The organism is Peribacillus deserti, from assembly GCF_002863585.1.
Taxonomy (GTDB): Bacteria; Bacillota; Bacilli; order Bacillales; family DSM-1321; genus Paraperibacillus; species Paraperibacillus deserti_A.
This window is the reverse complement of sequence record NZ_PGUY01000025.1, coordinates 27,104-54,038: the sequence shown is the minus strand read 5'-3', so window position 1 is coordinate 54,038 and position 26,935 is coordinate 27,104. Positions and strand designations below refer to the sequence as shown.

General features: G+C 42.8%; 20 protein-coding genes and 1 pseudogene. 15 read left to right on the top strand and 6 right to left on the bottom strand.

Annotated features, from left to right (window positions below; all coding sequences use genetic code 11):
* The first annotated feature begins 326 nt into the window (after positions 1–326).
* The 3 genes from msrB (at position 327) to CUU66_RS08680 (ending at position 2,664) form a co-directional block, all read left to right on the top strand.
* The gene (gene msrB, locus CUU66_RS08690; RefSeq protein WP_101641290.1) at positions 327–1,286 is read left to right on the top strand and encodes a peptide-methionine (R)-S-oxide reductase MsrB; all 960 of its coding nucleotides are present in this window, start codon (positions 327–329) and stop codon (positions 1,284–1,286) included.
* Positions 1,287–1,312: 26 nt separating this feature from the next.
* The gene (locus CUU66_RS08685; RefSeq protein ID WP_101641289.1) at positions 1,313–2,065 is read left to right on the top strand and encodes a threonine/serine exporter family protein; all 753 of its coding nucleotides are present in this window, start codon (positions 1,313–1,315) and stop codon (positions 2,063–2,065) included.
* Positions 2,066–2,232: 167 nt separating this feature from the next.
* On the top strand, positions 2,233–2,664 hold the full coding sequence (locus CUU66_RS08680) for a threonine/serine exporter family protein (protein ID WP_101641288.1): 432 nt from the start codon (positions 2,233–2,235) through the stop codon (positions 2,662–2,664).
* Positions 2,665–2,708: 44 nt separating this feature from the next.
* On the opposite strand, the gene CUU66_RS08675 is transcribed toward CUU66_RS08680, so the two are convergent.
* Positions 2,709–3,365, bottom strand: a complete 657-nt coding sequence (locus CUU66_RS08675) for a class D sortase (RefSeq protein WP_101641287.1) — start codon at positions 3,363–3,365, stop codon at positions 2,709–2,711.
* Between the two features lie 10 nt (positions 3,366–3,375).
* Positions 3,376–5,775 (bottom strand): LPXTG cell wall anchor domain-containing protein, encoded by a 2,400-nt coding sequence (locus CUU66_RS08670; protein ID WP_101641286.1) that lies wholly within the window; start codon positions 5,773–5,775, stop codon positions 3,376–3,378.
* 386 nt (positions 5,776–6,161) lie between these two features.
* On the opposite strand from CUU66_RS08670, the gene CUU66_RS08665 reads away from it, so the two are divergent.
* The gene (locus CUU66_RS08665; RefSeq protein WP_257967938.1) at positions 6,162–8,270 is read left to right on the top strand and encodes an immune inhibitor A; all 2,109 of its coding nucleotides are present in this window, start codon (positions 6,162–6,164) and stop codon (positions 8,268–8,270) included.
* A 766-nt stretch (positions 8,271–9,036) separates the two neighbouring features.
* On the opposite strand, the gene CUU66_RS08660 is transcribed toward CUU66_RS08665, so the two are convergent.
* Positions 9,037–10,698 carry a glutamine--tRNA ligase/YqeY domain fusion protein gene (locus CUU66_RS08660; RefSeq protein ID WP_101641284.1) on the bottom strand — a complete coding sequence of 554 codons (1,662 nt, stop codon included), beginning with the start codon at positions 10,696–10,698 and terminating at the stop codon, positions 9,037–9,039.
* Positions 10,699–10,905: 207 nt separating this feature from the next.
* Here CUU66_RS08660 and CUU66_RS08655 point away from each other — a divergent pair, with 207 nt between their 5' ends.
* From CUU66_RS08655 to CUU66_RS08640, 4 genes are all read left to right on the top strand, one after another.
* Positions 10,906–11,526, top strand: a complete 621-nt coding sequence (locus tag CUU66_RS08655; protein ID WP_101641283.1) for a YczE/YyaS/YitT family protein — start codon at positions 10,906–10,908, stop codon at positions 11,524–11,526.
* Between the two features lie 152 nt (positions 11,527–11,678).
* Complete coding sequence (locus tag CUU66_RS08650; protein ID WP_101641282.1) at positions 11,679–12,578, top strand: NAD(P)/FAD-dependent oxidoreductase; 900 nt, start codon at positions 11,679–11,681, stop codon at positions 12,576–12,578.
* A gap of 68 nt (positions 12,579–12,646) precedes the next feature.
* On the top strand, positions 12,647–13,867 hold the full coding sequence (locus tag CUU66_RS08645) for an MFS transporter (RefSeq protein WP_101641281.1): 1,221 nt from the start codon (positions 12,647–12,649) through the stop codon (positions 13,865–13,867).
* A 106-nt stretch (positions 13,868–13,973) separates the two neighbouring features.
* A complete protein-coding gene (locus tag CUU66_RS08640) occupies positions 13,974–14,957 on the top strand; it encodes a Gfo/Idh/MocA family protein (protein ID WP_101641280.1) in 984 nt (327 codons plus the stop codon).
* A gap of 34 nt (positions 14,958–14,991) precedes the next feature.
* Here CUU66_RS08640 and CUU66_RS08635 read toward each other — a convergent pair whose 3' ends face one another.
* On the bottom strand, positions 14,992–16,662 hold the full coding sequence (locus CUU66_RS08635; protein ID WP_257967937.1) for an FAD-dependent oxidoreductase: 1,671 nt from the start codon (positions 16,660–16,662) through the stop codon (positions 14,992–14,994).
* Positions 16,663–17,060: 398 nt separating this feature from the next.
* On the opposite strand from CUU66_RS08635, the gene CUU66_RS08630 reads away from it, so the two are divergent.
* The 5 genes from CUU66_RS08630 to CUU66_RS08610 all read left to right on the top strand — a co-directional run bounded on the left by CUU66_RS08630 (position 17,061) and on the right by CUU66_RS08610 (position 20,792).
* On the top strand, positions 17,061–17,396 hold the full coding sequence (locus tag CUU66_RS08630; protein ID WP_101641279.1) for a lmo0954 family membrane protein: 336 nt from the start codon (positions 17,061–17,063) through the stop codon (positions 17,394–17,396).
* Positions 17,397–17,417: 21 nt separating this feature from the next.
* The gene (locus CUU66_RS08625; RefSeq protein WP_101641278.1) at positions 17,418–18,065 is read left to right on the top strand and encodes a PspA/IM30 family protein; all 648 of its coding nucleotides are present in this window, start codon (positions 17,418–17,420) and stop codon (positions 18,063–18,065) included.
* A gap of 336 nt (positions 18,066–18,401) precedes the next feature.
* A complete protein-coding gene (liaF, locus tag CUU66_RS08620) occupies positions 18,402–19,133 on the top strand; it encodes a cell wall-active antibiotics response protein LiaF (RefSeq protein ID WP_101641277.1) in 732 nt (243 codons plus the stop codon).
* Complete coding sequence (locus CUU66_RS08615; protein WP_101641276.1) at positions 19,130–20,161, top strand: sensor histidine kinase; 1,032 nt, start codon at positions 19,130–19,132, stop codon at positions 20,159–20,161. The genes liaF and CUU66_RS08615 overlap by 4 nt, the downstream gene beginning before the upstream one ends.
* A gap of 4 nt (positions 20,162–20,165) precedes the next feature.
* Complete coding sequence (locus CUU66_RS08610) at positions 20,166–20,792, top strand: response regulator (RefSeq protein WP_101641275.1); 627 nt, start codon at positions 20,166–20,168, stop codon at positions 20,790–20,792.
* A gap of 420 nt (positions 20,793–21,212) precedes the next feature.
* On the opposite strand, the pseudogene CUU66_RS25530 reads toward CUU66_RS08610, so the two are convergent.
* Together CUU66_RS25530 and CUU66_RS08600 are read right to left on the bottom strand one after the other, a co-directional pair.
* Positions 21,213–21,332 (bottom strand): annotated as a pseudogene (locus CUU66_RS25530) (IS256 family transposase); the annotation flags it as partial.
* Between the two features lie 939 nt (positions 21,333–22,271).
* Positions 22,272–23,825 carry an ABC-F family ATP-binding cassette domain-containing protein gene (locus CUU66_RS08600; RefSeq protein WP_101641274.1) on the bottom strand — a complete coding sequence of 518 codons (1,554 nt, stop codon included), beginning with the start codon at positions 23,823–23,825 and terminating at the stop codon, positions 22,272–22,274.
* 269 nt (positions 23,826–24,094) lie between these two features.
* Here CUU66_RS08600 and CUU66_RS08595 point away from each other — a divergent pair, with 269 nt between their 5' ends.
* Together CUU66_RS08595 and ybaK are read left to right on the top strand one after the other, a co-directional pair.
* Positions 24,095–26,272: a DNA topoisomerase III gene (locus CUU66_RS08595; protein ID WP_101641273.1), complete on the top strand. Its 2,178-nt coding sequence runs from the start codon at positions 24,095–24,097 to the stop codon at positions 26,270–26,272.
* 18 nt (positions 26,273–26,290) lie between these two features.
* Complete coding sequence (ybaK, locus tag CUU66_RS08590; protein WP_101641272.1) at positions 26,291–26,767, top strand: Cys-tRNA(Pro) deacylase; 477 nt, start codon at positions 26,291–26,293, stop codon at positions 26,765–26,767.
* Positions 26,768–26,935: the final 168 nt, after the last annotated feature.

The window sequence follows — 26,935 nt, the reverse complement described above, 5'->3', positions numbered from 1 at the left end:
TTCGCTATCGCTAGCCAGTCAGCAAGTCTTCTTTATCAGGTGTCTGCTTTTCTTTTAGCGTTTGCCTCTAATTAAAAAAGATCATCATTCAGCTTTTTGATGGATCTTATCTTGAAAAGCACCGTCCTCCGCTTTTCGATCAGGTGAGACCCCACAGGCGAAGCCGAGGAGGCTCACCGCCCGCCCCGCAGAAAGCGAGCATCCTCACGTTCCAATCAAGCCCTTGTTCAATAACAACAAAGTTTGCCAAAACAGCCTAATTTATAAATAGTATCTCGTTTTGAATAAAAATTATTAAAAATACCTGAAAGAGTAAGGAGATTTCAATGGACCAGGAAATGATGGAACTTGCTACATTCGGAGGAGGATGTTTTTGGTGTATGGTTTCCCCTTTTGAAGAACGAAAGGGAATCCAAAGCGTAGTTTCAGGATATACAGGAGGGAACAAAGCAAATCCAAGGTACAAAGAAGTAAAATCTGGAGCCACAGGCCATTACGAAGCTGTTCAAATCGTGTATAATCCACTTATCATTCCATATAAAGAGTTACTGGAGATATACTGGCAGCAAATAGATCCCACAGATTCTGAAGGGCAGTTTACAGACCGCGGAAGTTCTTATAAAAGTGTCATTTTCTATCATAATGATGCACAGAAAAGTGAAGCAGAGGAGTCTAAACGGTCATTATCAGCAAGCGGCAGGTTTGAAAAGCCAATTGTCACAGACATACTGCCTGCTTCAGATTTCTTCCCTGCTGAGGAGTATCATCAGGATTTCCACAAGAAAAACCCTTTCCGTTATGCTTTATACAGGCAGGGATCGAAACGGGACGCATTTCAAAAGCGGTACTGGCCAAAAGACCGGACAGCCCTGAAGGAAAAGTTAACGGATTTACAGTATTTTGTGACTCAAGAAAACGGAACGGAACCACCCTTTCAGAATGAATATTGGGATACGTTTCAAGATGGGATTTATATTGATATTATTTCGGGAGAACCACTATTTACTTCTAAGGATAAGTATGACAGCGGATGTGGATGGCCGAGTTTTACGAAACCAGTGATGTCTGCGAGTGTGACCGAGCACCTTGACGTAAGCCACCACAAAACAAGAACCGAAGTCAGGAGCAGAGAAAGCGATGCGCATTTGGGTCATGTGTTCGAAGATGGTCCCGGTCCTAGAGGACTAAGATATTGTATTAACTCTGCTGCTTTACGGTTCATTCCTAAGGAAAAATTACAGGAGGAAGGATACGGGGACTTTTTAATGTTGTTTCCCGGATCCTGACTAGATGATAAATCGGGAGAGATCAGATGGAACCAGGAAAAGAAACCTATGAAGTGATGGAGCTATGTTTGCTTGCAGGCAAAATCATGCTCCAAAACGGCGCGGAAACATACCGTGTAGAGGATACAATGGAGCGGATCGCTGGTTATTATAACATTGGCCGGCCCCATAGCTATGTCACTCCGACAGGCATTATATTTTCATTGGATGGGGTCGTTCCAGCTAAATTGATCCGGATTGCAAACCGAAATACAGATTTGCACAAGGTCACCGCTGCGAACAGTATTTCCCGAAAAATAACGAACGGCGAATTGACCTCTAAGGAAGCCTACAAACAGCTTCAGGAATTAGAAAAACAGGATTTATCCTATCCATTTGTTATTCAGTTGCTCGCAGCCTCCATTTCCAGCGGCTGCTTCGTCATCATGTTTATGGGAGGCTGGCACGATTTCTTGCCGGCATTGTTATGCGGAGGCCTCGGATTTACGTGCTTTGTTTATATACACAAGCTGGTAGAAGTGAAATTTTTCGCCGAATTTCTAGCTGCTTTCGTCATAGGACTTGCAGCTTTTTCCCTTAAAGCATGGGGAGCAGGCCATGAAGCAGATAAGATCATCATAGGATCGGTCATGCCGTTAGTGCCCGGGCTCCTTATAACAAATGCCGTTAGAGATTTAATGTCGGGACACTTAGTTTCCGGTCTCTCAAAGGGTGCAGATGCTTTTCTGACCGCATCAGCCATAGGAACGGGAATAGCGGTCGTATTCTCTATTTTTTAGACCAATGTTAAGGTGCACTGTTGATCTCCGCTGCAGGTGTGAGTTTCCAGCGGGAGCTCGGGTTAAGGTAGACCATAGGCGTATACGGTTAGAAGGCTCTCGACCGGCCTTACGGTACATTCAACAGGCAGGTCTAACTGAGCTATTTTTTAAGAAAGGGGCAGACTATGATCGGACAGCTGATTACCAGCTTTTTTGCCACTGCTGGAATAGGGATCATTTTCAACATCCCAAAAAAGGCACTTGTAAATTGCGGTATTGTAGGGATGGTTGGCTGGTTTATATATGTGGTTTTATTCGAAAATCACTTTGATCCTGTGATTGCAACGTTAATTTCTGCATTTTTTATAGCGATTATGAGCCAGTATTACGCAAAAAAATATAAAATGCCTGTGATCATTTTCAGTGTGGCAGGTATGATTCCGCTTGTGCCTGGAGGAATGGCCTATTACGCCATGAGAAAATTTGTAGAAAATGATTATAATGAAGCCCTTCAATTAGCAGCAAAGGCCTTTATGCTGTCTGGGGCGATTGCCGTGGGGATCATCCTCTCGGAGGTTCTCAATCAAACCATTAAGAAAATCAATAAAAATCCATAATAAAATCCCTTGTCAGTCGATCTGGACAAGGGATCTTTTATGAATTAGACGATCCTGGCTCTGATAATTAAACGCTGTTTATTCGAGTTCAATGGATGACAGGTGATCAGTGTTAACATTTCCTGCTTGGCAGGCTGGATTACCGAGAGGTCTGCCGGGTCAACGATAATCCTGTCAAACACCTGATATGTGAATGACTGGCCATATGAATTCAGAGTTATTTTGTCTCCATTTTTTAGTTCATTGAGTCGGTTAAAGAACTGTCCGTACGTATGGCTCCTATGGGCAGCTAGTACCACATTGCTATGTTCACCGGGGAGGGACGTAGAAGGCATCCAGCCTACCGCATGTTTCATGCTTTTTTGATCGACACCTTGAACGATAATGGCCTCAAGATTAATTTTAGAGATAACAAGCTCTCCCACTATGCCTTCTTTCTTTACAATATCACGGGTGGAAAGCGATTTCTTTATTTCTGTTTTTGCTGTCAGCTGCTTTCTTTCCGCGGTGGGAGGACGGGCCGTTGTGGGCTCATCAAGCATTGCTGTTTCTGCCTGTACGGTCTTATTTAGCTGGATCCAATCCTGCTTAAGAGCCGACTGTGCTTCGTTTACCTTCCAGCTTGTGTAATAGGGATAAGCTAAAAGGAGCAGCCCGGTCAAAACAAAAATACATCCGGCAAGTTTTTGTAAAAGCTTCATATCAGCTCTCCTAGTTTTTAGCTCCTTTTCTGCGGAATAGGTACAGCCCGGCTCCAACAGCCGCTAATCCTAATAAAATAATGGCCTTGCTGTCCACTGCCGATCCTGTAATCGGCAGAGTAGATGACCTTGAAACTGTTTGGCTTCCATCTGTACGGCCTGCTGAAGAAGGATTAGGACTGACAGGTGCTGTCCCGCTATTGACAGAAGTATCCGTACCTGCAGAACTGCCTGGATCACTAGAGGTTTCTCCAGAAGTACCAGGATCAGCAGAGCCGCCTGCCCCAGGGCCCACTCCGCCTGAAGGGTTTCCGCTGTTATTCAGTGGAACCGTGAAAGGCTGCTCGATAACCGTTTCGTTATCAGATTCCAGAATAACTGGGAGTGTAATTGGTTTTAGCTCACCAGCTATTGCTCCAACCACTTTAAGTTTACAAAGTACTTTCCCCTTCGGCAGCTCTGGAAGCATGATTTGATACATGCCATCTGCACGCTGTGTAATAGTTCCTTTCACTCCGCCAATCCAAATGACGTTTTCAATTTTGAATGAAGGTGGAGCTTTAAATACTAAGCAAATATTTTTAAGTGTTATTCCAGTATAATTTTCAATCCGGAATTCAGGAGTAAATTCCGCCGTCTTTCCATGTACCTTCAGCCAAGCATGCCCATTGAGCTTTACTTTCTGTTTCATTTCTTTAGTAAATACAGGGTTTACTCGGCTCTCCAAGTTGACCGCAACAGACTTGTCGCAGATTGTTTCATTATTGAATTGTAGACTGAATGGCATAGTGAACGTTTTCATTTTTCCGGCTGCTGTACCAGTTAATTTAATTTTTAAATGGGTTTTACCTTTTAAAATTTCCGGAAGAGACACCGTACAAGTACCATTTGTGTTCTGAACCAGGCTTACTCTTACTCCATTGATCCAAACAAATTTTTCAAGCTTTAGGGAAGCAGGATTGCTGAAGCATAGAATAAAGTTTTTAAACGATGTAGAGTTGCTGTTTTCGATAAACAGCTCATGATAGAACTCAGCTTTGTTCCCCTTCTGCATAAACCAGGCGCTGCCATTCAGCTTGATTTTTTTCTTCATTTCTGCTGTAAAGTCAGGAAGGTTTAAATCTTTTACATGTACCATTAAGGATTTTTGCAAGATGAATTCTTTCCCGCAAATCAGTGTGAACGGAAGAGAGAAGGACTTCGCTTGTCCGACGACCATCCCGCTCAGCCTTAATTTAAAGTGAGTCTTCCCTTTTAACAGTTCAGGAAGTTTTATGACGCAGGTTCCATCCGCATTTTGAACCAGATTGACCTTAATACCGTTAATCCAGATAAATTTTTCTAATTTAAGGAAATCTGGCGCCTTAAAGGTAAGACTAAAATCCTTAAATGCTGTTAGATTGCCATTCTCAATATATAAATCCTGGGTAAATTCAGCCGTCTTTCCCTTAAAAGTAAACCAGGCATTGCCGCCAAGCTTAAATTTTTCTTTTACTTCTTTATTGATAATCTGCTCAGCTGCCGGTTTAACAAGGAAAAACTTCACATCAAAATGCATACTTTCTGCGGCATCCATATTTGGAATCGAGAGGATAAGTCCATTTTTTGCATCATTTAATTTCCACGTGATATTTTCCATGTGTGGATTTTGATTGTTTGGTGTTATTAACACAAGCTGCGGAAAGCTTTCATCCAGTACATATCCCTCAGGAAAAGCAATGGTCGTAGATAAGGCATCCAGTTTTTCTTTACCAGGATTGGTTAGGTCAAATTTATACACTGGGTGAAGCTGTTTATCGCCGATTTTCGTATCGCCATTCAGTTTAATAGTACCGGCAGCCTTCAAAAGATTCGAGCTTGCCTGAAAGCTGCTGAATGAAGTAACAGAAGAGTCAATCGTAAGGCCAGGCAGGATATCATCCTTTGCTGGCGGCGTAGGGATAGGTATTTCTGTTTTTGGTGTAGTCGTGGTGGTCTTAACAGAGGTGTCAGCAGTTAATGATTTTTCGTTAGTTGTAGTAGCAGCAGTCGTTACTGCAGCTAGTTCCTTTTTATTAGAGTCTTCGGTTTTGGTTTCTTTTGTTGGATTTGCTTTTATTTCTGCAGATGTTTTAACTACTACAGATGAGGCAGCTTCGGCTGGTGTTGCTGTATTGGCTGTAGGTGTTGTGGTATTGCTCTCCTCTGATGGGGCTGCTGTTTGAGCTTTTTCAGGGGCAGGACTTGTTACAGCTGCGTCTGTTGGTGCAGGACTGTTTACCGCTGGTTCTGTATTTGCTGCTGCAGATTCAGTAGCGTTCACCTCAATTGTAGCTGATTGGTTTTGATTCTCATCTGCAAAGGCTGATAAAGGGGCTAAAGTGACAAGTGCTGCTAGTGAAACAGGTAAAACCACATGCTTTTTTGACAAAATACTCCATCCTCCTAGAACTAAGTTAATAGTTAAAAAGTATTGCTAAGAGAGAAATACCCAAAATATTCTAATTAATAAACATATTACCAATAGAAATTTTAAAGATTTGGGGTTTAATAGAGTAATTTGTCGATGAACCATTCCTTATAGTTCAAAAACCCTGAAAATTCGTTTGAAACACGTATGAGTCATAAGAAGCAAAATTTTATCGATATAAAGGTTGAAAATTGGCGCTTGCTCAACTTTGTATGGGTCTTTATGCATATCAACTATTGGAAAATATTGTAGAAACTTAGTCAAATAGACGCTTCATTCTGAAAATTCTGTATGTTAGGATGGGAAAGTCAATAAGACTACTTTATAAAATAAAAGGAGAATTGCCAGTGAAAAAACAACTTTTTTCTGTATTAGCCTCAAGTGCTTTAGCTCTTTCCTTATTTGCACCATCAGCATCACCTGCAAAGGCAGCCACCGCTGCTAATACCTCGCCTGCAACTGAAAAATGGGATGTAGAGCGTTACGGGGATCGTGTGGACGTTGATGGGTATTTGAATAAGCTGTCTCAGGATGAAACGTTTAACGAGAATGCTCTTAAGAAAATAGAAGAGCAGGCTAAGAATATTAGTTTTAATGAGACATCCAGCAGTACTGCTAGTAGTGAATCAAGCACTTTTACATATGACGGCGGGACTAAGAAATTTTTAAACAGACAGTTAAAATTTAAGGATTTTACCCTCCGAAGCGTCGGGGATAATGTAGAAATCTGGGTGGCGAATGATATGTCATTCCCAGCTGGTGACCCGCGTCCTGCGCAGGTTGTTACCCAAGCACAAGTGGACAAGTTAAAAGCAGAGTTTGATAAAAATATCTATCCAAAAGATACTGAATTCTTTGGCGATCCTGATAAACATGATGGTTCACAATCGCCGCTTGCTGGTAAAAATGTTCCTGCCGGATATTATGAAGGCAGCGATAAAGTCATCATGCTTGTCGATAATATTATTGATGATAACTATAATAATCCTGCCTACCCTTTCTTTGTAGCTGGTTTCTACTGGCAGACACTAGAAAATCTTATGGATAGAAATATAATTACCATTGATTCAAGAGATTGGGATACCCGCTTAGAGAACACTTTCTTTGGTACAACGATCCATGAACTGCAACATTTAATTCATGCAGACAATGATGGAGATGAGGAAACATGGATTAACGAAGGGATGTCCACTTTCTCTGAATATCTTGGAGGATACGGTCACGATGACAGATCTATTAATTTCTACCTGGACCACCCTGAAAACTCTCTCGTAAACTGGGATGAGCATGTTGGTGCTGCCACTGGTCCAGAAACCATTGCGGACTATGGACAAGTCTATCTATTCACTCTTTACATGAATGATAAGTTTGGCAGAGAATTTATCCGTGACCTTGCACTTAGTGAAGATAACGGGATCGAGGGTGTAAATAAAGCTCTTGCAGAAGCAGGGTATGATATGGATTTCACGCAGCTATATCAAGACTTTATAACAGCCCTAACGCTCGATAGTGGCAAGGGTAAATACAATTTTGACAGCATCAATCTAAGAGACCTTGTAGTTGATACTAAAGGTACAAAACGCGGTAAAACGGTAGACTTTGAGTCTGCAAAAACCTTTGAAAAAGAAGGGGTTCCGGCATGGGGCGGGGACTTCAAGCAGCTGGATTTCCAGGATAAAATCCGTACGATTAAATTTGATGGAGTGGATTTCCTTCCGACTCCGTGGACATCAGTTGCTGATCCAGCAAATGCTGCTAATAAAGTACTTTGGGGCGGTAGTGGTGATGAGGCAGATAATGCTACTATTTTTGAAGCTGACTTAACTGCAGTGACAAAGGCTACTTTGAAATTTGACCATAATTATGATATCGAAGAGCAGTGGGATTTTGGTATGGTACAGGTTTCTGAAGATGGTGGTAATACATGGAAGAGCCTTTCCAACGAAAATACACGTTCAGACGTTGTAGAGGAAGGGTATCCAAAGATAAAAGAAAATGTTCCTGGTTTTACTGGCAAAAGCAATGGCTGGATAGATGAAAGTTTTGATTTATCTGCTTACGATGGCAAAAAAGTGTTAATATCATTCAGATACCTAACAGACTGGGGCCACACTGACGCTGGTTGGTACATTGACAATATTGAAATTGGAAACTTTGCAGTAGACGGTTCGTCAACACAAGCATTTATGTCTATGAACGAACTTCTAGGTAAGTACGTTGAATACACAGTAACCTTTATTAATGAAACCGTAAAAGGTAAGAAAACTCATACTAAAGTAATTACTGTTGACCCATTCAATGTTACAGACCAAAAAGCACTTGAACTCCGTCAATTGTTCAAGGAAGGCAAGAATTATATGATTACTTCCTATGCAGCACCTGTGGATGACAAAAATCCAGTAGATTTCACATATGAGGTAGTGCTGAAAAAAGATTCTAAGAAAAAGAAAAAGTAATACAAATGAGCCTGTTTTCGTATCCTTCGAAACAGGCTCTTATTTTGTTCTTCTAAGTTAACGTTGGGTACTATTGTAAGCATATCCAATTAAATTTAAGCATAACACCATATAGGTAGCATATGTACACAGTTATAAGCATTCATAAGCATAAAATCCAAAAACTTAAGCATAAAATGCCAAAACAGAAGCATAAATCCAAGAAACCTAAGCATAAAGTTTCAAAAAATGCGCATAAGCCTTTAAAAGCTTAGGTAATCTTACTGCCAGCCATCAATACCCCGGCGATATGTGCCTGGATTATTCTTTTATGTGGCTAAACAGATAATTTATGTGGTCAAACCAGCCATTTATGTGGCAAAATTGGTATTTTATGTGGCTACCTAACCAGTGTATCGTATAGCGCTACAATAAGGGCTGCTAGAAAAATTATAAGGCAAGATATCGCTGTTTTATATGCTTCCTAACCAGCATATCGTATGGCGATACAATATAGAAGTAATATCAACCACTAGTGCTGCACGCGGTCACGGATAAAACAATACCACTTAGTATAATAAAGAGGCACGTAAAGATTTGCCGCATATATGACTTTAATCAATCTGCATAAATAACACATGTGAATGAACTGCCAGCCATTAAAAACCATATAAACACTAGGTGTAATCAGATAATAAATCTACCTAAATAAATGTCTATAGCGATACGACAAGCGATACAATAAATAACACAAAAAACAGCCGGCCCAAATGCCGGCTGCTTTCTTTTACATCCTGAATGAACTTTTCAGGGACACAATGAGATTAAAGACCAAACGATCCTCTGTTGTATCTTTTGGATCGACATTAAAGTATCCATGGCGGAAGAATTGGAATTTATCCTGTGGTTTGACATCCTTCATGTTTGGCTCTACAAATCCGTTGACGATCTGCAGGGAGTTTGGGTTCACATGGTCAAGGAATGACTTGGCATCTTCTTCATTTGCATCCTCGCTGTCTGCATCCAGAATCAGCGGCTCATAGAGCCTGAATTCTGCAGGAACTGCCTGAGTGGCTTCCACCCAGTGGATGGTTCCTTTGACCTTTCTGCCTGTAAAGCCTGTACCGCTTTTTGTTTCAGGGTCATAGGTTGCACGGATTTCAATGACATTGCCTTCTTCATCCTTGATGACTTCTTCACATTTAATGAAGTACGCGTGCTTTAAGCGGACCTCATTGCCAGGGAACAATCGGAAATATTTCTTCGGCGGATCTTCCATGAAGTCATCCTGCTCGATGTAGATTTCACGGGAGAACGGAATCTGTCTTGTCCCCATTTCTGGATTTTCCGGATTGATTTCTGCTTCAAGCATTTCAACCTGGCCTTCAGGGTAGTTGGTAATAACTACTTTCAGCGGTCTGACGATGCCCATTGTGCGCGGAGTGGATAATTTTAGATCTTCACGTACAAAATGCTCCAGCATCCCTGTATCCACGGTTCCTGCGCTTTTGGAAACACCAATTTCATGAATGAAGGCACGGATTGCTTCAGGTGTATAGCCTTTCCTTCTTAATCCGGAGATCGTCGGCATGCGCGGGTCATCCCATCCATCCACATAGCCTTCATCTACCAGCTGCTTCAGCTTACGCTTACTCATCACCGTATTGGTTAAGCTCAAGCGGCCAAATTCATATTGACGCGGGCGGCTTTCCATTTCACAGTTTTCTACAATCCAGTCATACAGGGGGCGCTGATCTTCGAATTCAATCGTACAGATAGAGTGTGTAACATCTTCCATGGCGTCTTCCAATGGATGTGCAAAAGCATACATCGGGTAAATGCACCATTTGTCCCCTGTATTATGGTGGGTTGCGTGAGCGATACGATATATAACTGGGTCACGCAGGTTGATATTCGGGGAGGACATGTCAATTTTCGCACGCAGTACTTTTTCTCCGTTAGCGAATTCGCCGTTTCTCATCCGCTCAAATAAATCCAGGTTCTCTTCCACGGAACGATCGCGATGTGGGCTGTTTTTACCAGGCTCAGTCAGGGTGCCGCGGTATTCACGAATTTCGTCTGCTGATAGATCGTCGACATAGGCAAGGCCTTTTTTTATCAATAGAACAGCTTTATTGTACATTTCCTCAAAGTAATCCGAAGCAAAGAAAAGCCCATCCCATTCATAGCCAAGCCATTGAACATCCTCTTTGATTGCATTAACGTATTCAATGTCTTCCTTCAGAGGGTTGGTGTCGTCAAATCTGAGGTTGGTTTTTCCGTTAAACTCGTCCGCTACTCCAAAGTTCAAAATGATGGATTTAGCATGGCCTATATGTAAGTATCCATTAGGCTCTGGAGGGAAACGGGTAATCACGTAGTCACGTCTTCCTGTTTCGAGGTCCTCTTTAATGATATCTCTAATAAAATTAGAATTCGTGTGCTCCACTTTCACTGCCCTCTTTCTTTTAAAATCGTAATAATAATTTTACTGTAATAAATACGATAAATACAGGATTTTTGGCTATTCCATGATAATAAAACAAAAAAGCAGGTTGAATCGGCAAATGCAAAAAAATTCTTAATATTCATATACACAAGCAACTGAAAGTAATACAATAATTAACATATTTTACATAAGAAGGAGGAGATATACATGCCTTTATATTTTCGGTATATCATGTTCTTTAGCGGGCTGACACTATTTGGACTTGGTATCGCGACCGCAATCCAGGTAAAGCACCTTGGACTCCACCCATGGGATGTGCTGAGTGTAGCTTTATATGACCATTTTGGCGTCTCGATTGGATTCTGGGGAGTTGTGGTGGGCCTCCTTCTGATAGGCGTTTCGGCCATCACTGCCAGAAAATATATTAGTATCGGAACGTTTTTAAATGCTCTCTTGATCGGGCCGATCGTAGATTTTTTCCTATGGTCCGATATTCTTCCTTCTGCCACTGATACATGGACAGATTATCTGGTGATCCTGTGCGGGATTATTCTTACCGGTATTGGCGGCGGCATGTATGTGGCAGCCGGAATCGGAGCCGGCCCTCGTGACGGGTTCATGCTTTCCATTTCTGAGAAAACAGGCATATCAATCAGCAGTGCCAGAATTCTAGTAGAAAGCGTCATATTGGTGGCAGGTCTGCTGCTTGGAGGACCAGTCTTTATCATGTCCTTTATTTATACACTGATCCAGAGCCCTGTTTTTCAAAAATCCCTCCTCTTTTTCAGAAAAATCAATAGCAGCACCTCTGTAAAGAAAGCTGCATAATCCATAAAGAACCAGCTCCTTTTTTTATATAGGGGCTGGTTTTTGTTTAAGCTGCGGGACGAAAGGATATAGCAAACATAATAGTGGTTGATTTATAAAATACTAAAGGCAGGGAAAGCCGATATAAGCCTTTAGGCGGGAGGAAGTTTGATATGTTCTACGAAACGATTATCATCGGCGGCGGAATAGCAGGACTCCAAGCGGCCATTCAGCTTGGACGGGCTCAGCGTAAGGCGCTTGTTATAGATGCTGAAGGAGGAAGGTCCACACTATGCAGGAACTATCATAATATTTTGGGATGGCCTGATGGCATCAGCGGGGAAGAGCTTCGAAGGCTGGGCCGGCAGCAGGCTGAACAAGTGGGAATAGAGTTCGTGGAGGATACCGTTTATTCTGCGAAGAAAGTGAGTACAGGGTTTGCTCTGGCAACAGACAAAGGAATTCAATACGAGGCAAAAAGAATCCTGATTGCCACAGGGATTATGGACCGCATCCCCGATATGCCGGAGATTTATGATTGCCTGGGCAATAGTGCATATATTTGTCCGGATTGTGATGGATATGAGATTAAGGATGAGCTGACTCTAGTAGCAGGCTCGGGCAATCCAGGAGCGAACATGGCGCTGACGCTTTCCTATTGGACAGACAAGCTGATTTATATTAATCATGAGCGGAAGAAAGTAGATAAGGACCTTTTGGAAAAGCTGAAGGACAATAATATACAATATATTGAAGAACCTATTAAAGAGGTTGTGAAAGAGAGACAATCCTTTCAGGGCTTTATCCTGGAAGGAGGAAAGCTTCTTTCAGCAAATAAGTGCTTTCTTGCCTTTGGCGGCAATCAAGTAAAATCTCAGCTTGCGAAACAGCTGGGTGTGGAAGTGATGGAGAATAATCATATTAAAGTAAATCCGCGCACTCAAATGACCAATGTTGAAAATGTATGGGCTGCCGGCGATGTGACGGTCCACTCTGAACAGGTAGCGATTGCCATGGGTGATGGACTTCAGGCGGCCATTTGGATTCATAAAAGTCTCCTGAATGAAAAATAGTTGTTTACAGATGTAATGACACCTGTTATATTTCAGGTGTCATTATTTTGAAAAACTAGGAGGGCAATATGGCAACCAATGCAAAAGCATTCGATAAAAATAATAATAAACTCTTAGGAGTAGCAGGCCTCGGCTGGCTGTTCGATGCCATGGATGTAGGTATGCTTTCATTTATTCTGGTAGCGCTCGCTGCTGATTGGGGGCTCACCTCAGAACAAGTAGGCTGGATAGGAAGTGTGAACTCGATAGGGATGGCTGCTGGTGCACTGCTGTTTGGACTGATGGCAGACCGGATTGGCCGGAAAAACGTTTTTATCATTACCCTTTTACTATTTTCAATTGGAAGCGGTCTATCGGCATTCACCGGCTCGCTGACTGTATTCCTAATCCTGCGTTTCCTGATTGGAATGGGACTCGGCGGCGAGCTGCCGGTCGCATCGACCCTCGTTTCTGAGAGTGTGCCTGCAGAGAAAAGGGGGAAGGTCGTTGTTCTGCTTGAAAGCTTCTGGGCAGGAGGCTGGCTGCTTGCAGCGTTAATTTCTTACTTTGTAATTCCTGAATATGGCTGGAAGGCTGCTTTATTGATCAGTGTCATTCCTGCCTTATATGCTTTGTACTTAAGACTGAAGCTGCCGGATTCCCCAAGGTATGAACGAATAAAAGATGTGAAAAAGCCGTCTGTATGGGAGAACCTTTCTGGAGTATGGGCCGCAGAGTATCGCAAACAAACCATCACGCTCTGGGTACTATGGTTCTGTGTTGTCTTTTCTTACTATGGTATGTTTCTATGGCTGCCAAGCGTAATGGTCCTTAAAGGCTTCACGCTGATTAAGAGCTTTCAGTATGTCTTGATCATGACACTGGCACAATTGCCGGGCTATTTTACCGCTGCGTGGTTCATTGAACGGCTGGGAAGAAAGTTTGTCCTTGTGACATACTTAATTGGTACAGCTATAAGCGCCTACTTTTTTGGTGAGGCTGAATCCCTTGCACTCTTGATCACATCCGGGATTTTTCTATCCTTTTTCAACCTTGGGGCATGGGGTGCTTTATATGCTTACACTCCTGAACAATACCCGACTATTATCCGAGGAGCGGGTGCAGGGATGGCGGCTGCTGTCGGCCGAATTGGGGGAGTACTCGGGCCGCTTCTTGTCGGATATCTGGTTGCACAGAAAACATCCATTACCTCAATCTTTACGATTTTCTGCATAGCGGTGCTGATAGGAGCTGCCGCAGTATTCTTTTTTGGGAAAGAAACGAAGAACACGGAGCTGCAGGAGAAATAAAACGGTTTGAAGGAGCCTGGGACGTGAGAGGGCTCCTTTTTCGTTTTTGAAATGAAGGTGGATGGTTTATACTTAAACTATTAGAAACGAAAAGAGGTAAAGTTTTATGAAGCTAGGAACAATAGGAACCAGCTGGATCACAGAATCATTTATCGATGCTGCCAAATCCGGTGATCAATTAACCTTAACATCTGTTTACTCACGCTCTATGGATGCAGCTGAACAATTTGCTGAAAAACACAACGCCGGGCGGGCCTTTGATTCTCTTGAAGAGATGGCTGGGAGCTCTGACGTGGAAATCGTATACATAGCTTCACCAAACTCTCATCATTATGAACATGCAAAGCTGTTCATTCAGAATAAAAAACATGTTATCTGCGAGAAACCCATCTTCTCTAACCTAAAAGAGTGGGACGAAATTTATCAGCTTGCAAAAGAGCATGGTGTCTACGTATTTGAAGCTATCCGCAACTTCCATTCTCCTAATTTTTCCATTCTTAAGAAGAACTTGGAGAAAGCTGGTGTCATCCGCAGTGCAATGCTTCATTATCTGCAGTATTCTTCAAGATACGATGCTTTTTTAAGAGGTGAAAATCCTAACGTATTTTCTCCGGAATTTTCAGGCGGTGCCCTCACTGATTTAGGAGTATATCCGATATATGCAGCGGTCGGCTTATTTGGAGCACCGAAAGCTGTCTCCTATCACCCCGTCCTGCTCCGCAATGGCATTGATGGAAGCGGAACCCTGGTCTTAGAATATGATTCATTTGTTTGCACTGTTTTGTTTTCAAAAATTGCCGCGTCCTACATCAGCAGTGAAATCCACGGCGAAAAGGGAGCTTTCCTTCTCGATAAAGTCTCGCCGATCAGTAGTGTTGAATTTATCGACCATAAGACTGGTGAAAAAGAGAGCCTGGGTGTAAAACAGGCTGAAAATGATATGGTTTACGAAATCAATCAAATTGTCCGTACCATAGAAACGCAAGACCTTGAGACATATGAGAGCTGGAAAGAAGCCAGCCGAATCGTACTGTCTATCACAGAAGAAGCCCGCAGGCAGAACCAGATTGTCTTTGGCACAGAAAAATAAGGAAGGTGTCCTCCTATGGGGGACACCTTCTTTGTCATGGTTTAAGCGGATTATCATGATCTGAGATATTAAATTGATTCTCTGCATCTCCATTGAAGTCCTGTTTGCTGTTCCGCTCGTTCCTCTTGGCATCAGTGGAATCTGTGCTGCTATTTTGTTGAGTCTCTTCCTGTTTGTACTCCACTTTTTTCAATGGGTTTTTAGCCGGTCCGTCGATTACATCTCCATTCACGGCAAAGCGCGAACCATGGCATGGACAATCCCATGTGCGGTCGCCCCTGTTCCAATTCAATTCGCATCCCATATGTGTACAAGTAGTATCTACTAAGAATAATTCGCCGTTTTTATCGCGGTATGCTCCGGCACGCTTTCCGTTTACCGTAACAACATGTCCCTCATCAATGCCCACTTCCTCAATTGTATGATTAGGCTTGTCCAGTTTCCCTTCAACAAGGTGCTTGGCCACATTTGCATTATCTTTGATGAAGTTCATAATGGACGGATTCGGGTTAAATCTACGAGGGGTAAAGACCTCTTCATAAGGATTATCGGCGCCGATAACCAGGTCGCGCATCAGCAGTGCAGCATTGGTTCCATTAGTCATTCCCCATTTTGCATAGCCGGTGGCCACATACACGTTCTCATAATCATCGGTTAAGCGGCCGATGTATGGAATGCTGTCAAGTGTATGAATGTCCTGAGCTGACCATCGATAAGGAATTTCTTTAACTCCATACGTTTTTTCAGCGAAAGGCACTAATTCTTCATAATAATCCTTTGTGTCCAAATCCTGTCCTGTTTTATGGCTGTCACCACCGAAAAGGACCGCTTTTTCCCCGTCAATCATGGTGTATCGCAGGGATCGGGTGGGTTTCTCAGCATTTATATACATTCCGCCGGGAAACTCTTTCTCTGTCTTAACGGCAAGCACATAGGACCTCGATTGATGCAGTCTTGCAAAATATTTTCCTTCTTTATTGTAAAAAGGATAGTGAGAGCATATCAGTACTTGATTGCAGGTTATTTCATTTTTATTGTTGTTTTTTATGGTAATTTTCGTAGGAGGACCCTTCTTTACGTCCCCTGCCACGGTATTTTCATAAATCGTGCCGCCCATTTCCACAATCCGGTCGACTAAAAAGGAAAGATACTTAAGCGGGTGAAATTGTGCCTGATCCCGCATTAATACCGCTCCTTTAACAGGGAAGCTTAGAGGAGTTGTTTCTACGAAGGTCCCATCAATACCTAATCGTTCATAGGCTCTTGTCTCATCATGAAGCTTAGGCAGATATTCGCTGGTTTCCGTGAATACATACGCATCCTGAGTGGAGAAATCACAGTCTACCTGGTGCTCATTCACTAGATTCCTAATAAATTGAAGAGCATTATGATTTGCTTCATAGTAGAGCTTCGCGTTCTGTTCGCCGTGCTGCTCAATCAGTTTGCTGTAAATTAATCCGTGCTGAGCGGAGATTTTTGCAGTCGTATGGCCGGTTGTTCCATTTAGGATGCTGTCCGCCTCAATAAGGGTTACCTTTCGTCCTTCTTTAAGCAGTAAATATGCGGCTGTAATGCCGGTAATCCCGCCGCCCACAATCGCAATATCTGTTTCAATATCTTCATTCAAGGCTGAAAATTTCTTAAGCTCGGCGGAATCTCTCCAATAAGGTTCGGGAACCTGCGGCATACCTTTAAATTCAGTCATAAACAATACCCTCCTCCTAGGATAATCAGAAAAACAGAAATGTGTTATTTTCTGGATTAGGTTCTCCAAATATAGGCGACGAATACCTTTCTAACAAAATTTACCCTGACTATGGGCAGAAAAACAGGAATCTTAAAATTATATGCGAGGGGAAGGTGTGGCCATAAATAAGAGGCTCCCCATATAAACCTATCTGCGCACAAGCGTCATCCCTGCCGGATTGGTTTCAAATGAAGAAGAAGATCCCCCAGCTTAGATAAGTTCCGTCCGATTTGGCGTTTAAAACAAGGATGTTTAGCCTCAGCTAAGCCTCAGGTCTTACCTCAAAATATAGCTGGGGTACGTTATGAGAAATCCTCGTATTAGCTAAGATAGAACTATGAAAGGAGGAACGCACAATGAAAAAATTTGGCTTGGCAGCAGCGGCTGTAATAGCAGGTGTCGTTCTATTGGCGAATTTGGGGCCTATGGTTGGTCTGGCGGTAAGTGTAGCCATTCTCTACTATGTGGCTAAGAAGTTCATGAAAGCAGAAACAAAAGGGATGAAGATTTTATGGGGAGTTCTGGGGCTGATCATGATGGCGGCATCCATCTCGAATGCTCCTGCGATCATTGGTGTTGCAGCAGCTTTTGTTCTCTACCTGATCTATAAAAACTGGAATAAAGCGAAGAAAACAGAAATGGATAACGATCCGTTTGTGAATTTTGAAAGAGAATGGGCTAAATTAAAATAATTTTGTAAGGAGAGATACTAAATGGCTAACTTATTTACACGTATTAAAGACACTGTAGTTGCAGACTTTCATGGGTTGCTAGACGAAAAGGAACAAAAGAATCCATTGGCTTTACTGAATCAGTATCTAAGAGAATGTGAAAAGGAGGTAGAAAAAGTCAGTAAGCTTGTGGAACGCCAATCACTTTTAAAAGAGGAATTCAACAGGGAATATCAGTCCGCTGTGGAAATGGCCGAAAAGCGCAAAGTGCAGGCAGAAATCGCGCTGCAGGCTGGTGAGTCCCAATTGCACGAATTTGCTTCAGAGGAAGCCCGTCAGTATGCAGACCGCTCCTCTTATATCAAAACGGTCTATGACCAGGCCGAAGGACAGCTGAACGAATTGGAACGAAAGTATGAAGAAATGAAACATAAGCTGAAAGATATGCAGATTAAGCGCATGGAGCTTATGGGCAGGGAGAATGTGGCGCGGGCCAGCCATAAAGCAAGCCAGGTGTTGAATGAAAACACGTACAATGATCAAGTTTTCTCCAAATTCAATGAGCTTGAAGGGTACATTGACCGCCTGGAGCAGAAAGCATCTGCCTCTTATTACCGCAGCACCATTGACAGCAAGATTGCTAAGCTGGAAAAAGACCTGAAAAATAAAGAAACTCATTCTATTTCATAGGCTCTTTTCTAAAAGATTGTTGTTTTTTACTAAGTTTGTGAATCTATTCTGTTGTTAAACAGGTTGATTGGAATGTAAGGTGCGAGACTCCTGCGGGAGTAGCGGGACAGCTGAGACCCCGCAGGAGAAGCCAAGGAGGCTCGGGCGCCCGCCCCTAAGGTCCGCGAGCATCCCCACGTTCCAATCAACCCGCTTGTTCAATAACAACAAAGTTTACGAAAACAGCCATTTCATAAGATGTTCATGGTATTCTAGTAGAGACTGAATTTAAAAGGGCGCAGGGGCTTTCTGCGCCTTTTAGAGCGGCTTAATGAAAAAACGAAGGGAGGAAAATCCGTGCTGAATAAACTTAAAACCGATCATATTAATTTGCTGATCTGGGTTCCCATATTCTTGATCTTCGTAGAGCTGTTATTTTTTCACAGCGGATTGATTTTCTCCCTTTTATTCTCTGCCGGACTGATTTATGTAGGCCGGAAAAAATTTAATAAAACGTTTGGCGTTATATTATTTTGGTTTGGGATGTTTAGTCTTGTAGTCACGATTTTTAATATGTTTGCTGCCAAATTTTTAGTTCTCGCAATGCTTATATATTTGTTTGTGATTTATAATCAGTCTAAAAGAAAACCAAAAAAGATCAGGCCTATCGTCTTAGAAAAAGGACCTGTAATAGAAGAAACCATGATTAAGAAAACGCCGCTTTTTCAAAATCGTTTTTACGGTACAAAATCAACAGGCGAGCATGTATATGAATGGAATGATATTAACATCCAGGGATTTATTGGCGATACAGAAATCGATTTGAGCTATACAGTACTTCCTAAGGGTGAGTCTGCCATTTATATCCGCCATGGAGTGGGCAACATCCGCATATTGGTTCCGTATGATATTGAACTGAGTGTGAATCATTCTGCATTCATTGGTTCAGCCAGGATCCTTGATGAACAGGAGCCAAGAATATTTACGCAGAATATGATTTACCAGACCGCTGATTATGACCAGGCTGCACAAAGGGTTAAAATCTTTACCTCTCTATTTTCTGGTGAATTAGAGGTGAAGAGAGTATGAGCATTGTCAGCCGTCAGACTGCCTTTGGCGCTCTGCTGTCACTGGTCTTTTTTATCGTGTTATCAGCTTTGTATTTCACTTTTTTTCCGCTTAAGTCCTGGAGCATCCTATGGGAAAGAGAGATATTCGATTTCCCCGTTATTATTTTCTTAGCAGGATTAAGTCTGTTGATCGGCATTATTTTTGGAATGGGTTCCGGTATATTTTTAAAGAAACAAATCAAGCTGGTTAACGATGCATTGTATGATCTAGAAGCGGGGAATGAAATGACGGAGGCGAATGCAGCCCTGACAGAAATGCAAGTCATCCGTAAGAGAATTAACAGCATTCACTCTCACATGAAGGAACAGATCAAACAGTCTCAAAAGCTTGCCAATGAAAAAGCGGAGGTCCAGGAGAAAAGGATCCAGGAAATCGTCTCGCAGGAACGAAACCGATTAGCACGCGAACTGCATGATTCAGTCAGCCAGCAGCTCTTTGCCGCCTCTATGCTTATGTCTGCGATCAATGAATCCAAAGATGATTCCAACACCCTCGAAGCCTCTCAGCTAAAACTCGTGGAAGGGATGATCCACCAATCCCAGCTTGAAATGAGGGCACTATTGCTGCACCTGCGCCCTGCCCCTTTAAAAGGCAAATCACTTGATGAAGGCATACAGGAATTATTATCCGAATTGGAGAATAAAGTACCTCTGGACATACAGTGGAAACTCGAGCCCGTTGGAGCAGACAAGGGAATCGAGGATCACCTCTTCAGAATTCTCCAGGAATCTGTCTCAAACACGCTCAGGCATTCCAAAGCTTCTTCGTTGGAAGTCCTGCTAATCAGAAGAGATGAGTTTATTATTATGAGAGTAGCGGACGATGGAGTAGGCTTCGATGTGGAAGAAGCGAAGTCCGGGTCATATGGCGTTCAGAATATGCAGGAACGAGCTCTGGAGATAGGGGGCACTCTGAAGCTGGTGAGTGTCAAAAATAAAGGCTCCCGTCTCGAAGTAAAAGTGCCAGTAATGGCTCAGGAGGGATGACACTATGATTCGAGTATTGCTCGTGGATGATCATGAAATGGTAAGACTGGGTGTCGGTTCCTATTTAGCCGCACAGCCGGATATAGAGGTAGCCGGAGAAGCAGAAAACGGACTGCAGGCTATTAAACTGGCTTTAGAGCTGAGGCCGGATATCATTCTCATGGATTTAGTCATGAAAGAAATGGACGGCATAGAAGCTACCGGCCAGATTATCGACGCATGGCCAGAAGCTAAAATCATTATTGTAACAAGCTTTTTGGATGATGAAAAAGTTTACCCTGCGCTTGAGGCCGGGGCAACCAGCTATATGCTCAAAACCTCAAAAGCAAGTGAAATAGCGGCCGCTGTCAGAAATACATACCATGGCCAATCCGTGTTAGAGCCCGAAGTAACCGGCAAAATGATGGTCAAAATGAGACAAAAAGCCCTGCCGCACGAACAGCTGACTCTCAGGGAAAAGGAAATCCTGCTCCTCATGGCACAGGGAAAAACCAATCAGGAAATCGCAGATGAACTATTCATCGCCCTCAAAACGGTCAAAGTCCATGTAAGCAATGTCCTAAGCAAGCTCGATGTCCAGGACCGGACGCAGGCTGTGATTTATGCATTTAAGCATCATATTGTAAAGTGAAAAGCCGGTTTGAACAGCGCAGGCTGTTTGGGTTGGGCTTTTTTAGTTTGAGCTGGGGGCTGGGTTTATGATATGCAGTAGGGATCCGCTGCAGTAACCGGGTTGGGTAAGCAGGAGCTGAGGGGTATTGAACTTGTAATGGTGACTGCGGATGGTTAACATTCATTTAATCTGCATAACTCGAGTACGCATCGGATATAACATTTTGCTTCACTATAAGCTGGGCTATACTTCAATTGGCATGAAGGGGTTTCCAGGAGTATTTCTAGTGGAATGGGCATATTCCCATGACAAAACCTTGGCCCGTTTGCTTTTATCTGAGCGTGCAGCTGATTTCATTCAGACACCGTTGGCGCAGATTTCTTGTGGCATAAGACCATTGAGTTCGGCGTAAACCTCCACCATTAGAGCATATGTCCGCTTAAACATGAACTCATTTAAAACTAAAACAATAGCCGATTGAACAACCGTATCAAAATTTGAATTTATCATAGAGTGTTTTAAAAGTTCCATATCGGGGCTAAACTGTAATTGAGTCATTTTTAATTCCTCTTTTCACTTATTGTTTTTGTCGTTGAAAACAGTGTGGCCAAGAGTGAATAAAATAACTCTTTCATTTACACAATTACATGAACTTAATCGCGATTTAATCCATACGTCCGCTTACATCAGCAAAAACCCTCTACCATAAGCATATGCCCACTTAAATAAGCATAAAGCCTTCTAGCTAAGCATATAGCTTATAAGATAAGCATACTTTTTTTGAACATAAGCAAAAAACCAGTAAACTTAAGCATAAACCTCCCAAACATAAGCGTAAATCACAAAAACATAAGCATAAAACCATAAAACATAATCATAAACTTTCTGATTGTTTTACATCTTGAGCTTTTGGACTGTTTAACAGCCGATTTTAGTTAATGTAAGGAGTTTTTTAGGTGCAGGAGTGCAGACAACCCATCATTTTGATGGCATTTTTGTCAAAATGAATAAAATTAGCACCTTTTTTAATGCTTTATAGGCAGTTCCTGGCCAACTAGAGCGGTCTCAGTTAATTAACAGTACATGTAAGGACCACTATAAATAGATACATATACAGAAGCCTCATTAAACCAATCCACCCTTAACGAGGGCACGGATATCCTCATGCTAAAAACAGGGTGAAGGAGTAATATGAAAATGATTATATAGACAACTTTATGATTCCATTACCGTTATTTTTAATCGTATTTGCAATTGGCATTATGGGGGGATTCGGATTCGGCCAGCCTATTAATCATGTCTGCTTAACAGCATTTTTATTAGGAGGATGGAGCATGGCATAATTTTATTATTCTTTAAGAAGGCAATCTTTGTAGGCTTTGGTTTAAATATTGTATTACCATTCATCATTAACTTTATATCTATAAATTCTTAAAAATTTCATTAACCCTAAATCGCGTAAAAAAGCACCTGCTGAATTCAGCAAGTGCCTTTTTCTTATGCCTGGCTATTCGCCCAGTCTTCTACATTCCATACTTTAGTTACCCAGTCTTCATAGAAGTCCGGTTCATGGCAGACTAGGAGAACGGTGCCTTTGTATGACTTTAATGCACGTTTTAGTTCTTCTTTTGCTGTTACGTCTAAATGGTTGGTCGGCTCATCGAGGAGCAGCCAGTTGCTTTCGTTCAGCATCAGTTTGGTGAGGCGGACTTTTGCCTGCTCTCCACCGCTGAGCTGGCTCATGGGGCGGGAGATATGTTCATTCTTCAAGCCGGATCGTGCCAGTATTCCGCGTACCTGGCCCTGATCTAAGGATGGGAATGCTGCCCATAGCTCGTCAATCGGCGTGGTATTTCCAGCTTTTACTTCCTGCTCGAAGTAAGAAGGGAAGAGGAAGTCACCCTGTACAGCTGAACCGCTTAGCGGCTGGATTTTTCCAAGAATGGTTTTGAGAAGGGTAGATTTCCCTACTCCGTTACAGCCGACAACGGCAATTTTTTCGCCGCGTTCGATCGTCACATTAAGTTTTGGCAGAAGAGGCTCTGAGTAGCCAATCTCTACATCTGTGCCTTCAAACACATAACGGCCGCTGCCGCGGGACTCTTTAAATTCAAACGTCGGCTTCACCGCAGTTTCAGGACGGTCAATCCGCTCCATCCGTTCAAGCTGCTTTTGGCGGCTTTTCGCCCGGCCGGTTGTCGAATAGCGGGCCTTATTTTTCGCGATAAAGTCTTCCTGCTTCTTAATGAATTCCTGCTGCTTCTCGTAAGCATTGATATGCTGGTTCTTATTGATCTCAGCAAGCTCAAGGAATTTTTCATATGTGGCTGTATAACGGGTAAGCTTAGAAAATTCCAAGTGGAAAATGACATCTACCACGCCGTTCATGAATTCCGTATCATGGGAGATCAGTAAGAAAGCATACGGATATTCCTTCAGATAACGGCCCAGCCAGTTGATATGCTCAACATCGAGGTAGTTGGTCGGCTCATCGAGAAGAAGAACCTTCGGCTGCTCTAGAAGAAGCTTGGCAAGCAATACCTTTGTACGCTGGCCGCCGCTCAGTGCAGACACATCGCGGTCAAGGCCGATGGCATCCAGTCCAAGTCCTCTTGCTGCATCCTCTACCTTTAAATCCAGAGAATAAAAGCCGCCGGCATCCAGGTTATCCTGGATTTCTCCCATTCTTTCTAAAAGAGCTTCTAGTTCCTCTGGTGAGGCGTCTCCCATCTTCGCGGTAACTTCATTTAACTCTTTTTCCTGCTCGAAAAGTGGAAGGAAAGCATCATTCAGTACATCACGAATCGTTTTCCCCTTGGATAGAACGGTATGCTGATCTAAGTAGCCATACTGAGTTCCTGGTGTCCACTCAACACGTCCTGTATCATGGATCAACTGTTTCGTGATGATATTCATCATGGTTGATTTACCAACGCCGTTTGCGCCTACAAGACCGACATGCTCTCCAGGCAATAGGCGGAATGTAACATCTTTAAATAATGTGCGGTCACCAAAACTATGACCTAATTTATCTACAGTAAGTACGCTCATTGTGTTTTAATAACCCTCCGCTGCTAATCTATAAATTCCTATACTACATCATACTAAAATCTGGGACGTAACACCATCCCCCATATTTTTCCCAGCGAGCTTGAAGAGAGGCAGGCCTTTATATAAAAAGGTTGGAGTTGGTTTGTAAGATTTTGTAAAAGCGAGATTTAACCTTCTGGAAACGTGTATTTTCTCCAAATTTCAGTTAGACTTATGATAGGAACTTCATGGATTGTTCCAATGGTTTTTTTGAAAGGATGTTTAACATTATGCCTAAACAGCTGGTATTAGCTGAAAAGCCATCCGTGGCTAGAGATATAGCTAGAGTATTAAAGTGTACAAAAAAAGGAAACGGCTTCTTGGAAGGCGATAAATATATTGTGACCTGGGCGCTGGGTCATCTCGTTACACTGGCAGACCCGGAGGCTTATGATAATAAGTATAAAGAATGGAAGCTTGAGGACCTCCCTATGCTTCCGGGTTCGCTGAAGCTTGTGGTTATTAAGCAGACAGGAAAACAGTTTCAGGCTGTTAAGTCCCAGCTTATCCGCAAAGATGTAAATGAAATCATCATTGCGACAGATGCGGGGCGTGAAGGCGAGCTGGTGGCGCGCTGGATTCTGGAGAAAGCGAACGTCAAAAAACCTGTTAAAAGGCTATGGATTTCGTCTGTAACAGACAAAGCCATTAATGAAGGATTCCGCAAATTAAAGAATGGTAAAGAATATGAAAATTTATATGCTTCAGCAGTGGCCCGTGCCGAAGCGGACTGGATTGTCGGCCTTAATGCTACAAGGGCGCTTACAACCAAATATAATGCCCAGCTTTCGTCTGGAAGAGTGCAGACTCCGACTCTGGCAATCATTGCGAAGCGGGAAGAAGACATTAAGAACTTTCAGCCAAAAACCTATTATGGGGTAAGTGTGACATCAAAAGGCTTGAAGCTTACCTGGCAGGATGCGAAGTCTAAGGAAACTAGAACATTTAATAAAGAAAAAGCAGAAGCTGTTCTAAAGGCAGTTTCTCATAAGAACATTGAGATTGCTGAAGTAAAAAAGACACTGAAAAAAAGCTTTGCCCCTGGATTATATGATCTGACTGAACTCCAGCGGGACGCGAATAAACGCTTCGGATATTCCGCTAAAGAAACCTTATCCATCATGCAGAAGCTGTATGAGCAGCACAAGGTGCTGACCTATCCGCGTACAGATTCGAGATTCATTTCATCGGACATCGTGGAGACCCTGAAAGACCGCGTTAAAGCGGTTAGCCATAAGGAATATGCGGCTTCAGCCTCCAAAATTCTTAGAAACGGGATCCGTGCCAATAAATCTTTTGTCGATGACAGTAAGGTGTCCGACCACCATGCGATCATTCCGACAGAACAGGTTTTTTATATCGGATCACTGAGCGATAAAGAAAGAAAAATTTATGATCTTGTCATAAAGAGATTTCTGGCGGTATTAATGCCTCCATTTGAATATGAGCAGACAACGGTGCAGGCTAAGATTGAGAAGGAAACCTTCACTGCAAAAGGCAAGATTGTAAAAGCAGCGGGCTGGAAGGAAGTGTACGGCAGTTATGAAGACGAAGACGCCGAGTCTGATGACCAGCAGCTGCCTCCTATAAATCAAGGAGATACACTCGAGCAGATTTCTGCAGTGGTGACTAAAGGAGAAACGAAGCCGCCGGCTCACTTTAATGAAGCGACCCTGCTGTCAGCCATGGAAAATCCCGTTCAGTATATGGCAGGAGAAAATAAAGAGCTGATCAAGACTATTGGGCAGACAGGCGGCCTAGGTACAGTTGCCACAAGGGCGGATATCATCGAAAAGCTATTTAACAGCTTCCTGCTTGAGAAGAAGGGAAAAGATATTTTCATAACCTCAAAAGGGCGCCAGCTGCTGGATTTGGTTCCTGAAGATTTGAAATCACCGGCCCTAACGGCTGAATGGGAGCAAAAGCTCGACCGGATTGCGAAGGGATCGCTCCAAAAGAATGCTTTTATTCAAGAGATGAAGAGCTATGCCAAAACAGTGGTGCAGGAGATCAAATACAGTGAGAAGAAATTCAAGCATGACAACGTAACCGGCAGCAGATGTCCGGATTGCGGCAAGCTGATGCTTGAAGTGAATGGAAAAAGAGGCAAAATGCTGGTCTGCCAGGACCGAGAATGCGGACACCGCAAAAATGTCTCAAAGACGACAAATGCGAGATGCCCGGTCTGTCACAAGAAGCTAGAGCTTAGAGGGGAAGGCGAAGCCCAGATTTTTGTTTGCTCCTGCGGCCATCGTGAGAAGCTGTCTGCATTCCAGAATAGAAGAAACAAACAAAAAGGCGGCAAGGCAACCAAGCAGGATGTTAATAAGTATTTGAAAACCCAGCAAAAAGATGAACCGATCAATACCGCGTTAGCTGATGCACTTGCGAAGTTAAAATTTGATTAATAAGGTCAGGTAAGAGAAATGGTTCAGGCTAAAACTAATGCAATGAGAATCCTGGATAAGGCAAAGATAGAATACGGATTTTTTACCTATGAAAACAAAGACGGAAAAATTGACGGTGTTTCTGTCGCAGATAAGATTGGTAAACCCCGCGAGATGGTATTTAAAACATTAGTCACCATCGGCAAGGGCAGCTCTATACATGTTTTTGTTATCCCTGTAGAAGCGGAGCTGGACCTGAAAAAAGCCGCCAAAGCGGCAGCGGAAAAAAACCTCGATATGCTGCCAGTGAAAGACATCCAGAAATGGACGGGATATATCAGGGGCGGCTGTTCTCCGGTTGGAATGAAAAAGAACTATCCAACCTACATTGACAGCAGTGCAGAAAGCCTAGAGAAGATAATAGTAAGCGGCGGAAAGATTGGGGTACAGCTAGAACTGGGTGTTGGTGAATTAATGACTGCAACCCGGGGGTCTTTAGTGGATTTAACAAAATAAAATGCAAAAGAGGGGCAGAGGAATTCTGCTCCCTTTTCTTTTTAGATGGAAGTATATTGGGAAATAAGGGACAGTCCCCACAAAAAATCACTAGAAAGCCTTGGAGAGCTTGAGTTATGTATTTTGGGAAATGGGGGACAGTCCCCAATGCTACTCCCGCTACCAAAA